Genomic DNA, 11,984 nt, shown 5'->3' on the forward strand with positions numbered 1-11,984 from the left:
GAATAATGGATGACGGACAAGCCCCCACAACCCGTCAGCCTGGCGCAGGCCTTCTGGTTCTGGCTGAAACTGGGTTTGGTCAGCTTTGGCGGCCCAGCCGGGCAAATCGCCCTGATGCACCAGGAGTTGGTGGAGCGCCGGCGCTGGATTTCCGAGCGGCGTTTTCTCCATGCCCTGAACTACTGCATGCTGCTGCCCGGCCCGGAAGCCCAGCAGTTGGCCACCTACATCGGCTGGCTGATGCACCGCACCTGGGGCGGGGTGATTGCCGGCGGTTTGTTCGTGTTGCCGTCGTTGCTGCTACTCATCGCGCTGTCGTGGCTGTACATGAGTGTTGGCGAAACACCGGCAGTGGCTGGCCTGCTCTACGGCATCAAGCCGGCAGTCACCGCCATCGTCGTGCACGCCGCTCACCGCATCGGCTCGCGCACCCTGAAAAATCCCTGGCTGTTGGCCGTGGCGGCCGGCGCCTTTGTGGCGATATTTGCCCTGCAGGTGCCCTTTCCGCTGATCGTACTCGGCGCCGGTCTGCTTGGTTGGCTGGGCGGGCGCTGGCGGCCGGAACTGTTCAGCCTTGGCGGCCACAGCGGCGGCAACCCGCACAGCTATGGTCCGGCGCTGGTCGACGATCACACGCCCACGCCGTCCCACGCCCGCTTCAAGCTGCACCGCTTGTTGGTTTTGTTGGTCATCGCAGCCGTACTCTGGTGTGTTCCGATGGCAACGCTAACCGCGCTGTTCGGCTGGCACGGCACCCTCACGCAAATGGCCTGGTTCTTCACCAAAGCCGCCCTGCTCACCTTCGGCGGCGCTTATGCAGTGCTGCCTTATATCTACCAGGGCGCGGTGAACCACTACGGCTGGTTGAACCCGGGGCAGATGATCGATGGCTTGGCCTTGGGTGAATCCACCCCCGGCCCGCTGATCATGGTGGTGGCCTTTGTCGCCTTCGTCGGCGGCTACGGCAAACAGGTATTCGGCCCGGACGCGCTGTTTCTCGCCGGCGCCGTGGCGGCCTGCCTGGTCACTTGGTTCACCTTTCTGCCGTCGTTTCTGTTCATTCTCATCGGCGGCCCGTTGGTGGAGTCCACCCACGGCCAGGTGCGCTTCACCGCCCCACTCACCGCTATCAGCGCAGCGGTGGTGGGAGTAATCGTCAACCTGGCGCTGTTCTTCGCCTACCACGTGTTGTGGCCAGAGGGCTTTGCCGGGCAGTTCGACTGGGCCTCGGCGCTGATTGCCCTGTGGGCCTTCATTGCGCTGTTCCCGCTCAAACGCGGCGTGATTGAGGTGCTGGCCAGCTGCGCCTTGCTCGGGCTGGCCGTGCACCTGTGGTGAGCAGTTTCAGCGGCAGGCTTTGAGGTCGACCTTGCCGACATAGGGGTTGCCGCGGCCCATCACGCACGCCACTTTCTGATTGCGCGCCAGCTCCCAGGGTTTCACCGGGTACTGCTTGTTCCACGCCGCGTACATCTGCTTGTCCTGCTTGGACAGGCGCAGGCCGTAACGCTCGCTCATATAAAAATAGGTACGCGCCACCATGCCGCGCACCTGCGGACGGGGCATGGCTTTTTTCGCCTTGAAATCCACCACCATCGGGCAGGCGCCGTACTGCGTGGGCTTCTGCGGCAACCAGCCGTAGCCGAAGTTACTGCGGTCACCGTTGACCTCGCCAATGCTCGGCACCAGGTTGTGCAAATCGGCTTCGGCCAGGCGATAGGTCTGGTCCGAACGCGAGCAATTGGAACGCCCGCCCTTCTGCCAGCACTGCCGCTGATGGCCAATCACCCAGGCCGGCACAATGTGCTCCCACTCGATACGCGAAGCCCGCTGGGCATTTTTGCGCGGCACATACCCGCAGCTTTTCAGATCCACCTTGTTGCCGGTGAAACGGCAGCCGCAATAGAACTCCACCGGATTGGCGGCATACAGCTTCCAACCAGCTTTCTTGGCTTCGGCAAAGGTGCGGGGGGCAGCGGCGTGGGCGGTGGTGGTGAGAGTAAAGGTGGTGGTGAACAGCAGGCAGAGCAGGAACAAACAACGCGACATCGGGGCGTGTCCTTGGCAGCGAGGAAGACGGCGAAACCTGTATACGCATACAGGTGTTTCGTAATCTTCCTACAAAGCTGTAGGACTATTCAATGGTGGCAGATTAGCTATGTCTCGCGGCGGCCCGAACGTCACAAGCATCGCGGCTAAAGCCGCTCCTACGGGTTGTGCGATCTGTAGGAGCGGCTTTAGCCGCGATGCTTATTACCAGGCGAGCGCTTTGCTGAACTAAAGCCGCCCGGCTAGGATGCTTGTGCCGTAGGAAACGTCGTAACGCTCTGGTTGCTGGTTGTGGGTCTGTCGAGCGCGCTTTTATAGTCCCGCTGTCGCTGAATCAACTCTGCGACCGGGTTTAGCAGCTCGGATTTAGTAGCAACCAAGCGACCTCCTACCGACTCAGCAAATGCGCTTATTGTGTTTGCTGTTTCGTCTTATGGCGGTCGTACGTGGGGCACCCTCGGGTGCGCCGGGTGACTACTAACCGGTCTGCTAACCCGCGTACGGCTGCCACCCTCTTCGTTTAGCAGCGATGGGTGATAGCTCCCAAATTAGTAGTGGAGTTAAACCTATGAACTACGTTCATCCCGTACTCGTCCCCTCACCTCCCCTCGCCCAACTGCCTGTGGAGGTGCCCCATGATTAAAACCGTCCGCGTTCCCTACCACCTCTGCGGTGACGACCGCCAAGCACTCTTCGCGGTTCAACCTGGCATTCCCATCACCGAAGCCCTGGACTCAGCCCACAGCCTGCTCGACGTTGCCGAAACCCTGGTGTTGCACGGCAACGGCGCCAAAGGGCCGCGCCAAGCGCAACTCAACCACGCGTGTCACTTTCTGATCAGCGCTGCCAAAGCCACCTTGCAAGCCTGCATCGAAGGTGAAGGCCCCAGCGAGGAAGCCGCCTAAACGCAACGAGGCCGCCCTTAACGCCTAAGAGCGGCCTCGACGGTTACGGCAAATTACTTCGGCGCTTTAGCGGTGCGCAAATACGGCAACTTGATATCCAGCGCCCCATACTTCTCACGCGCCTGCTCATCATTGAGCGCCAGGGCGACAATCACATCCTGCCCCACCGCCCAGTTGGCCGGCGTCGCCAGCGGCACGTTATAGGTCAGCTGCAACGCATCCAGCGCACGCAGCACCTCAGCAAAATTGCGCCCCACCGACATCGGATAGGTCATCGACAGCTTGAGCTTTTTGTCCGGGCCGATGATGAACACCGAGCGCACGGTGGCGGTATCGGCCGGGGTGCGGCCATCGGGCAGATAGGCCTCGGCCGGCAACATATCGAACGCCTTGGACACCGTCAGGCTTTCATCGGCAATGATCGGAAACGACGCCTGCGCGCCGCACACTGCCTCGATATCGCCCTTCCATTTTTTGTGCGACTCGGCGCCGTCCACCGACACACCAATCACCTGGGTGCCGCGCTTGGCCCACTCGACCGCCAACTGAGCGACCGCGCCGAATTCGGTGGTGCACACCGGGGTAAAGTCTTTGGGGTGGGAAAACAGAATGGTCCAGCTGGAACCGATGAAGTCATGAAAAGTGATCGGACCTTGGTCAGTGTCGGCACTGAAGTCCGGGACCAGGTCGTTGATGCGCAAAGCCATGGCAACTGCTCCTTGGAGGGGTTAGACGGAAACTCGAACAAGGGTAGTCGGGATTTATCTGCGTGTTGCCCGGCCATCACAACAACCTATTTCCGTACCCCGAGGCAGCCACGGCGCCCACTATCGAGAGCCCATCGGACCCGACAAGGACAACAACAATGGTCTTGCACACTCGACGTCTGCCGCTGTTCGCCGCCGGCGCACTGGCCCTGATCAGCGGCTGCTCACAACTGGACAGCACCGCGCCCAGCACCATCGCCCAAGGCCCAGCCGGCGACGCCTTCTACACCCCGCCCGCACTGACTCCGGGCCAGCATGGCGACCTGATCTAGGCCCGCCCCGTAACCAATCAAAGCGCCTTGCCCAGCGCCGCCGAGAACTGGTTGCTGCTCTACCGCTCCACCGACGTCGCCGGCAAACCGCTGGCCGTTTCCGGCACCGTCGCCATCCCCAGCGGCACCCCGCCCGCCGGCGGCTGGCCGGTGATTAGTTGGACCCACGGCACCACTGGCATCGCCGACATCTGCGCGCCGTCGCGCAACGGCCCCGACTACCCGGCGCGCGACTACATCAACCTGATGAGCGCCAGCCTCGACCAATGGCTGCAACGCGGTTATGCCGTGGTGCAAACCGACTACCAGGGCCTCGGCACACCCGGCACTCACCCGTACCTGGTCGGCGACTCGGAAGCGCGCGGCGCCATCGACATGGTCTTTGCTGCCCGCCAACTGAACCCCAGCCTGAGCAACAACTGGCTGGTCATGGGCCACTCCCAGGGCGGCCAGGCGGCCATCTACACCGCCGCCCGCGCCCCCGACTATGGCCAGGGCCTGAACCTCAAAGGCGCCATCGCCATCGCCCCGGCCTCGCACCTGAGCGCCCTGGTGGCCTACAGCCAAGCCCACCCCGACAGCAACGCCAACGGCTTTGGCGCCCTGATGACCGTCGGCATCGGCGCCGCCGCACCTGGGCTGGACACCAACGCCATGCTCACTGCCGAAGGTAAAAAGCGTATTCGCCTGGTAGAAGAACGTTGCGTAGGCGGCCTCTCTGCCCCGGACGCCTGGAGCCTGAAAACCAGCGAACTGGTAAACGCCAACGCCGACTACGCCGCCTTCAACGGCGCACTGGCCAGCCTGGCCGACACGGAAAACACCCGCCCGCAGGTGCCACTGCTCGTGCTGCAAGCCGACAACGATGAAGTGGTGCCGGCGCCGCTCACCAGCAAGATGGTGACGCGGTTTAAAACCTTGGGGGTGGACGTGCAAGCGCGCAATTACAAGATTGGCGACAAGGGCGCGGCGCGCACCTATCACCAGGCGACAGTGCCGGCGGTGTCAGCCGATGCCATGGCGTGGGCGCAGGAGCGGTTACCGGCTGGGCGGTGAGGAAAGTCAGCGACTGCCAAACGGCAGCACGATGCGCCGAAACGCCGCCAGCACGCGGTTAGGCCCTTTCGGCGCAGTGACTTTGCGATAGACCCTCAGCACCTCGTCTGCGGCGTCCTGAATGTCCTGCATGCTGCGCCGCGACTTGGTCATTTCCCGGATGACGGCCAGGGCGATTTGTTTTTCGTTCTCAGGGAGATCGTTCATCCACTGTCACCTTTGCCCATTTGATCAGCCCAACGGTTGATTGCCATCAACCTAATAGGCAGGAGTAATCCGTAGCGCTACCTGCAAGAGCGTAGACAGGGTGGCGCAGCAAAGTGGGAAAGAGGGAGAAAACCTGACTCTAGAAGGAGGCAACCCCCACCAGCCACACCCCGGCACACAATGTTCCCGCTGTGGCTGCTTCCTTCCGGACCTGACCAGGTTAACGGGTAATCGTTGCGGGGGGACCGATGGGGGTCACCATAACGCGTGCCTTCAAGGCTGAAGGCCGCGCCATTGTACCGGCTTGTCGATAACTTACAACCGCCTCGTGCGGTTTAAAAAAGCATCCGCTACAAGCACTTGCGACGCCCTGCCCTATAACCCGCAGCCGGCGTATTTGTGCCCGGCGGTGGCGTTTGGCAGGCCGAGGAAGTCGAGGATATGCGGGGTGGCGCCGTCGATTTGCAGCAGCGGGGTGGCGCTCATATCGCCGACGCAGTAGGCGGTTTTGCCGGGGTTCTGGTAGCTGTTGTTGAGGATCAGGATGGTGCTGCGCTCGCCGGCGCTCTGCCCACCGTGGCCGCTGTTCAGGCCGCCGTGGTCGGAGGCGACGACGATCAGCCACTCTTCGTTGGCGTAACCGGGGCGCGCGGCCAGGGTGTCGAGCACTTGCTGGATCTGCGCGTCTTCGCCGCGAATCTTGCTCTGGTAGTTGGCGTTCAGCGGCGCGTAGCTGGCGGCGTGGATGTCGACGTTGTGCAGGTAGTAGAAGATCGCGGTGGGCGGGTTCTTCCAGGCGAGCCAGCCCTTGACGGTGTCGGTGGCTTGCTGGGAGTTCTTGGCGCTGTTGGCGACGACGAAGTCGGCCCCTGCGGGTTTGAGGTTGTGGGTGATGTTGTACCAGTCGCCCACCACGCCGACGGTGGCGGTTGGGTAGCTTTGTTTGAGCAGGTCGAAGACGTGCGGTTTGAGCATCGGCAGGGTTTCGCTGTTGCTGGTCACGCCGTGGGCGTCGGCCCAGAAGCCGGTGAAGTTGGTGGCCCAGCCGGGGCCGCTGACGGTATCTTGCGGGCCGCCGGCCAGCACGTTGCGGTGAAACGCGCCGCCGTTGGCCAGGGCGCTCAGGGCCGGGGTGACGGCGCAGCCTTCGCAGAACAGGGCGTCGCCGCGCAGGCCGTCGATACCGATGAACAGCACGTGTTTGTTGCCCGGCACCGGGCTGGCGATGCCCTCGCCGGCCACCACGAAGTAGTGGTCATAGGGGTTGCCGCTGTAGTTGGTTTTCAGCCCGCCGACGTCGCTGGCACGTTTGTCGCTGAGGTCGCAGGCGCTCGTGGTTTTGTTGTAGTCGAAGGATTTGCACCAGCTGCTGCGGCTGGCGTCTGTGCAGGCGCTGGCGCAGTCCTTGGGGGTGACGCTTTTCAGGTTTTCCACGTTGTAGCCGGAGATGGCGGCATTGCTTACGCGGGCGAACGCTTTGAGTGGATCGGGCTTGAGCGAGTAGTGGTCGTAGGGGTTGTCGCTGTAGTCGGTTTTCAACCCGCCGACGTCTTCGGCGCGTTTGTCGCTGAGGTCGCAGGCGCTGGTGGTGCGGTTGAAGTCGAACGACACGCACCAGCCGGAACGCTCACTGCCCTGGCAGGCCTCGGCGCATTGCGCGGGGGTGACGCCGGTGAGGTTCTCGCGGTTGAAGCCGGAGATGGCGGCGTTGGCGGTGAGGGTGAAGTCGGCCAGGCCGCTGGCTTGAGCAAACAGGGGAAAACAGGCGGCTAGTGAGAGGCTCAGGAAGATCGGTTTCATGGCAATTCCATAGCGATGAAGGAGCTCGCACGGTAGGAAAGGCAGATGACCGGGGGGCTATCAAATCGATATGGAAATTGGCGGGTAGGTATTGAGTGGGGCTATGGGAGCTTCTTTTTCAGGTCCGGCCAATCACGGCTGAAGCCGCTCCTACAGGACCGTGGCATCGCACGATTCGTAGGAGCGGCTTCAGCCGCGATGCTGTTAAACGCGGAAGCTGCCCACCAGCTTGGCCAACCCGGACGACAACTCGGAAAGACGCTGACTGGCTTCGGTGCTTTTTTCCGAGGTGGCGGCGGCTTCGTTGGAGAGGTCGCGGATGTCGCTGATGTTGCGGGCGATCTCTTCGGTGACGCTGCTTTGTTCTTCGCAGGCGGTGGCGATCTGCGCGGCCATGTCGTTGATGCGGCCCACCGAGTCGCTGGACTCGGAGAGAATCTGGTCGACTCCGGCGGCGCGGTCGACGCTGTCGCGGGCTTTGATGCTGCCAGAATCCATGGCCTTCACGGCGTTCTGCACGCCCACTTGCAGGCGTTCGATCATGTTCTGGATGTCTTTGGTCGAGTCCTGGGTACGTGCTGCCAAGGCGCGTACTTCGTCGGCAACCACGGCGAACCCACGGCCCTGCTCCCCTGCCCGTGCGGCTTCGATGGCGGCGTTTAGGGCGAGCAGGTTGGTCTGCTCGGCAATGCCTTTGATCACGGCCAGCACCGCGCCGATGTTGGCGGTTTCCTGTTCCAGGGTCTGGATGGTGCCGGAGGCGCTTTCCACTTCATGGGCCAGTTGGCGCATGGCGGTGATGGTGGCGCCGACCACCTGGGCGCCTTCGCGCGATTGGGTTTCGGCGGTGCGTGCGGCATCGGCGGCGTTCTGCGCGTTGCGCGCGACTTCGTTGACTGCGGCGCTCATTTCGGTGGCGGCGGTGCTGACCTGGTCGACGGCGGCGTGCTCGCTGCTGATCAGGCGGTCGTTGGCGGCGGCCATGCCGGCCAGGCTCTGGGCCGAGGCGGCGACTTCGCCGGTCACCCGGCCGACTTCTTTGATCAGCGGTTGCAACTTGTCGAGGAAGCGGTTGAACGCGGTGCTGAGTTTGCCCAGTTCGTCGCGGGACAACACGTCGAGGCGCACGCGCAAATCGCCATCGCCGTCGGCGATCTGTTCGATGCGGTGCAGCAGGTTTTCCAGCGGACGGGTCACCAGAATCGGGAAGCCCACCACCAGAATCAGGCACACCAGCAGGCCGAAGCCGACGATGCCGCCTTGTTGCCAGGTGAGCTCTTCACCCTGGGTGATGGCAGAGGTGCCTTCAGCGTTGGCGGCGTTGTCTTCCAGCTCGCCGAGTTTGTCGATGGCATCGCGCATGCTCTCGAACTGCTTTTCGCTGTCGCCGAAGCTGAGCACGCTGGCGGCGTCCGGGTCGCTGGTGGTGAGCGAAACCACCTTGAGGGTGGTGGCTTTCCAGATCGCGTAGCCCTGGTCGAACTGGCTTACCAGGGCCTTCGCTTCGGTGCTGGGGTCCATGGCGGCGTATTTGTGTACGCGGTCGTAGGCTTGCTGCAGGTTTTCGGCGTGGGAGCTTTTCAGGGCGTCCATGTGCGAACTGGCACCCTCGTCCAGCATGCTCCGCTCGGCGACGAAGGCCTGGTACAGGTCACGGTCGGCGTTCAGCAGCAGGCTGATGGCGGGCAAGTAGCGGTTGGTCAATTTGCTGCTGGAGTCAGCCACTTGGGTGATGCCACGCACCCCCAGTACGCCCATCAGCACCAACAACACCGCCAGTACCAGAATCGGCAGGGCGATTTTCCAACGAAAACCCAGGTCGGCGAACACACGCAGCATGATGACTCTCCCAACGACAGGACAACTAGTGCAAGCGTAGACGCTTGCCGCGGTTTTATCGGGCGCCGTGCAGGCAAAGTGAGATCAGTGCAACGCGCCCCGCTTGTCTGTCTTATCGGCCACTACTGGCGGGCGCTTGAAGGGAGGGATGAAAATTCCGTGTCACGCCTGAATGGCCAAGGCTTTTGTGCTAGCGTGCCGGCTTTCGCGCAACACCCCTCAAGAATCCGTTTAAGGAAGCACCAGCATGGCCATGAGCAAAGACCAACTGATCAGCGATATCGCCGAAGCCACCGACGCCTCGAAAGCGACCGTGCGGGCGGTGTTGGAACAACTGAGCGAGATCGTCAGCGATGCCCTGGAGAACTACGACGAAATCACCTTGCCGGGCATCGGCAAGCTGAAAGTGGCCGACCGCCCGGCCCGCACCGGCCGCAACCCGCAGACCGGCAAAGCGATCGAAATCGCGGCGAAAAAAGTGGTCAAGTACGTACCGGCCAAAGCGTTGACCGACGCGATCAATTGATTCACTAGATCAACAGCATCGCGGCTAAAGCCCCTCCCACAAGAATCGCGTTTTTTTGTGGGAGGGGCTTCAGCCGCGACTCCTGCAAACCTCGGTTGGCAGGGTCAAACCTCAATGCCGTAGCCCGCCAACGCCTTCAAGAACTCGGCTTCGTCGAGTACTTTCAGCCCCAGCTCATTGGCCTTGGCCAACTTCGAGCCAGCCCCCGGCCCCGCCACCACGCAGGTGGTTTTCGCCGAAACAGAACCCGCCACCTTCGCCCCCAGGCCTTCGAGTTTTTCTTTGGCGATGTCGCGGCTCATGATTTCCAGGCTGCCCGTCAGCACCCAGGTCTGGCCCGCCAGCGGCAAGCCTTCGACCACGCGTTTTTCGCTTTCCCAGTGCATGCCGAACTCGCGCAGTTGCGCTTCGATGGCCAGGGCACGCTGCTTGTTTTCTTCGACCGCAAAGAACTCGCGCACAGCGTTCGCCGGCTTCTCGCTGAGGGCTTGGCGCAGGTCGAGCCAGTCAGCGTCGAGCACCTTTTGCAGCGACTCGCCGAACTTGGCCGCCAGGGTTTTCGCCCCAGTGGGGCCGACCGAAGAAATGTGCAGTTTGTCGAGCAAGCCAGCCAGCGTGGTGCTGGCGGCATACTCTGCGCCGAGCTCGCCCTGGCCCTGGATATCCAGCACCTGTTCGAGCTGCTCGATCACGCTCTGGTTGTGGCTGTCGCTGAAGAACTCGTGAATCTCATGCGCCACTTCCAGGCCGACGTCGGGCAGGTAGGTGAGCACTTCCGGCAGCGCTTGTTTGATTCGCTGCAACGAGGCCAGTGAACGCGCCAGGACCTTGGCCGTCTCTTCGCCGACATCGGGAATGCCGAGGGAGAAAATGAACCGCGCCAGCTCAGGTTTGCGGCTGTTTTCGATGGCGGCCAACAGGTTTTTGCTCGACAGCTCGGCAAAACCTTCGAGCTCAACGATCTGTTCGAAGGTCAGTTTGTACAGGTCGGCGGGCGAGCTGATCAGCCCTTCGTCCACTAGCTGTTCGACGCTCTTGTCGCCCAGCCCTTCGATGTCCATGGCGCGGCGCGAGACGAAGTGAATGATCGCCTGCTTGAGCTGCGCGCCGCAGGCCAGGCGGCCGACGCAGCGGTATACCGCGCCTTCGCTGACGGTTTCACGGCCCTTGCTGCGTTTCACCAGTTGCGTGCGCTCCACATGGGAGCCGCATACCGGGCAGTTTTCCGGAACATGCACGGGTTGGGCGTCGGCGGGACGACGGTCGAGCACCACTTGCACCACTTGCGGAATCACATCGCCGGCACGGCGGATAATCACGGTATCGCCGACCATCAGGCCCAGGCGCGCCACTTCGTCCATGTTGTGCAGCGTGGCGTTGGCCACCATCACGCCGGCCACTTTCACCGGGCGCAGACGTGCCACAGGGGTGACGGCGCCAGTGCGGCCGACCTGGAACTCCACGGCAAGCAACTCGGTCAGCTCTTCGCTGGCGGGGAATTTATGCGCGATGGCCCAGCGTGGTTCGCGGGCACGGAAGCCCAGTTCACGCTGCCAGGCCAGGTTGTTGACCTTGAACACCACGCCATCGATTTCGTACGCCAGGGCGTCGCGGCGCTCTCCGATATCGCGGTAGTAGGCCAGGCATTCCTCGGCGCCCTTGGCCAGCTTCAGCTCGCGGCTGATGGGCATACCCCAGGCTTTGAGGGCGTTGAGGATGCCAATCTGGGTGTCGGGCAGTTCGCCCTGTACCTGGCCGATGCCATAGCAGCAGAACTCCAGTGGGCGCTTGGCGGTGATGCTCGAGTCGAGCTGGCGCAGGCTGCCGGCAGCAGCGTTGCGCGGGTTGGCGAAGGTCTTGCCGCCCAGCTCCAGTTGGCTGGCGTTCAGGCGTTCAAAACCGGCGCGGGACATGAACACTTCACCGCGCACTTCCAGCACCGCCGGCCAACCGCTGCCCTGTAACTTGAGGGGAACGTTGCGGATGGTGCGTACGTTGACGCTGATGTCTTCACCGGTGCTGCCATCGCCGCGGGTGGCGCCGCGCACCAGCAGGCCGTCGCGGTACAGCAGGCTGACAGCGAGGCCATCGAGTTTGGGTTCGCAGCTGTATTCCACATTGGCACCGCCGCCGAACAGGTCGCCGGCCGGCAGCTCATCGGCCAGGCCTTCGCGCACGCGGCGGTCGAAGTCGCGCAGGTCGTCTTCGGCGAAGGCGTTGCCGAGGCTGAGCATCGGCACTTCGTGTTTGACCTCACCGAACGCCGACAACGCCAGGCTGCCAACGCGCTGGGTCGGCGAGTCGGCAGTGACCAATTTCGGGTGCTCGGCTTCCAGCGCCTTGAGCTCATGGAACAGACGGTCGTACTCGACGTCCGGAATGCTCGGCTCGTCCAGCACGTGGTAGCGGTAGTTGTGCTGGTCCAGCTCACTGCGCAATTGGCTGATACGGGTGGCGGCGGTTTGGGCGTCGGTCATAACGGGCAGCTCTCATTTGGCAGGCGACGAGTCACCTGCCGGCAAAACGAAAAAGAGCAGCCGAAGCTGCTCGATTAAAACGTTAA

Annotated in this window: 11 protein-coding genes, 1 other RNA gene and 1 pseudogene; 5 read left to right on the forward strand and 8 right to left on the reverse strand. The window is 62.7% G+C overall.

Features of this window, described 5'->3' with window-relative positions:
* The first annotated feature begins 9 nt into the window (after positions 1-9).
* Entirely contained in the window at positions 10-1,338 is a 1,329-nt protein-coding gene (gene chrA, locus C8K61_RS14930; RefSeq protein WP_108097061.1) for a chromate efflux transporter, read from the forward strand.
* A gap of 6 nt (positions 1,339-1,344) precedes the next feature.
* Here chrA and C8K61_RS14935 read toward each other — a convergent pair whose 3' ends face one another.
* Complete coding sequence (locus C8K61_RS14935) at positions 1,345-2,049, reverse strand: endonuclease (protein WP_108097062.1); 705 nt, start codon at positions 2,047-2,049, stop codon at positions 1,345-1,347.
* A gap of 635 nt (positions 2,050-2,684) precedes the next feature.
* Here C8K61_RS14935 and C8K61_RS14940 point away from each other — a divergent pair.
* Complete coding sequence (locus tag C8K61_RS14940; RefSeq protein WP_108097063.1) at positions 2,685-2,954, forward strand: DUF3077 domain-containing protein; 270 nt, start codon at positions 2,685-2,687, stop codon at positions 2,952-2,954.
* Positions 2,955-3,007: 53 nt separating this feature from the next.
* On the opposite strand, the gene C8K61_RS14945 is transcribed toward C8K61_RS14940, so the two are convergent.
* Positions 3,008-3,661 (reverse strand): peroxiredoxin, encoded by a 654-nt coding sequence (locus tag C8K61_RS14945; RefSeq protein WP_108097064.1) that lies wholly within the window; start codon positions 3,659-3,661, stop codon positions 3,008-3,010.
* 158 nt (positions 3,662-3,819) lie between these two features.
* Here C8K61_RS14945 and C8K61_RS26750 point away from each other — a divergent pair, with 158 nt between their 5' ends.
* Positions 3,820-3,993 carry a hypothetical protein gene (locus C8K61_RS26750; protein ID WP_156684110.1) on the forward strand — a complete coding sequence of 58 codons (174 nt, stop codon included), beginning with the start codon at positions 3,820-3,822 and terminating at the stop codon, positions 3,991-3,993.
* Between the two features lie 27 nt (positions 3,994-4,020).
* Positions 4,021-5,049 (forward strand): S9 family peptidase, encoded by a 1,029-nt coding sequence (locus C8K61_RS14950; protein WP_108097065.1) that lies wholly within the window; start codon positions 4,021-4,023, stop codon positions 5,047-5,049.
* Positions 5,050-5,055: 6 nt separating this feature from the next.
* Here the strand turns inward: C8K61_RS14950 and C8K61_RS14955 are convergent, their stop codons facing one another.
* From C8K61_RS14955 to C8K61_RS27260, 5 genes and pseudogenes are all read right to left on the reverse strand, one after another.
* Positions 5,056-5,256 carry a hypothetical protein gene (locus C8K61_RS14955; protein ID WP_108097066.1) on the reverse strand — a complete coding sequence of 67 codons (201 nt, stop codon included), beginning with the start codon at positions 5,254-5,256 and terminating at the stop codon, positions 5,056-5,058.
* A 154-nt stretch (positions 5,257-5,410) separates the two neighbouring features.
* An RNA gene (gene ffs, locus C8K61_RS14960) (signal recognition particle sRNA small type) lies at positions 5,411-5,507 on the reverse strand.
* 124 nt (positions 5,508-5,631) lie between these two features.
* Complete coding sequence (locus C8K61_RS14965; protein ID WP_108097067.1) at positions 5,632-7,056, reverse strand: PAN domain-containing protein; 1,425 nt, start codon at positions 7,054-7,056, stop codon at positions 5,632-5,634.
* Positions 7,057-7,260: 204 nt separating this feature from the next.
* Positions 7,261-8,040, reverse strand: a complete 780-nt coding sequence (locus C8K61_RS27255; RefSeq protein ID WP_371919998.1) for a methyl-accepting chemotaxis protein — start codon at positions 8,038-8,040, stop codon at positions 7,261-7,263.
* A gap of 78 nt (positions 8,041-8,118) precedes the next feature.
* Positions 8,119-8,895 (reverse strand): annotated as a pseudogene (locus tag C8K61_RS27260) (MCP four helix bundle domain-containing protein); the annotation flags it as partial.
* 247 nt (positions 8,896-9,142) lie between these two features.
* On the opposite strand from C8K61_RS27260, the gene C8K61_RS14975 reads away from it, so the two are divergent.
* Positions 9,143-9,421 carry an HU family DNA-binding protein gene (locus tag C8K61_RS14975; protein ID WP_108097069.1) on the forward strand — a complete coding sequence of 93 codons (279 nt, stop codon included), beginning with the start codon at positions 9,143-9,145 and terminating at the stop codon, positions 9,419-9,421.
* Positions 9,422-9,525: 104 nt separating this feature from the next.
* Here the strand turns inward: C8K61_RS14975 and ligA are convergent, their stop codons facing one another.
* Positions 9,526-11,898 carry an NAD-dependent DNA ligase LigA gene (gene ligA / locus C8K61_RS14980; RefSeq protein ID WP_108097070.1) on the reverse strand — a complete coding sequence of 791 codons (2,373 nt, stop codon included), beginning with the start codon at positions 11,896-11,898 and terminating at the stop codon, positions 9,526-9,528.
* Between the last annotated feature and the right edge of the window lie 86 nt (positions 11,899-11,984).

The organism is Pseudomonas sp. GV071 (genome assembly GCF_003050835.1).
Lineage (GTDB): Bacteria > Pseudomonadota > Gammaproteobacteria > Pseudomonadales > Pseudomonadaceae > Aquipseudomonas.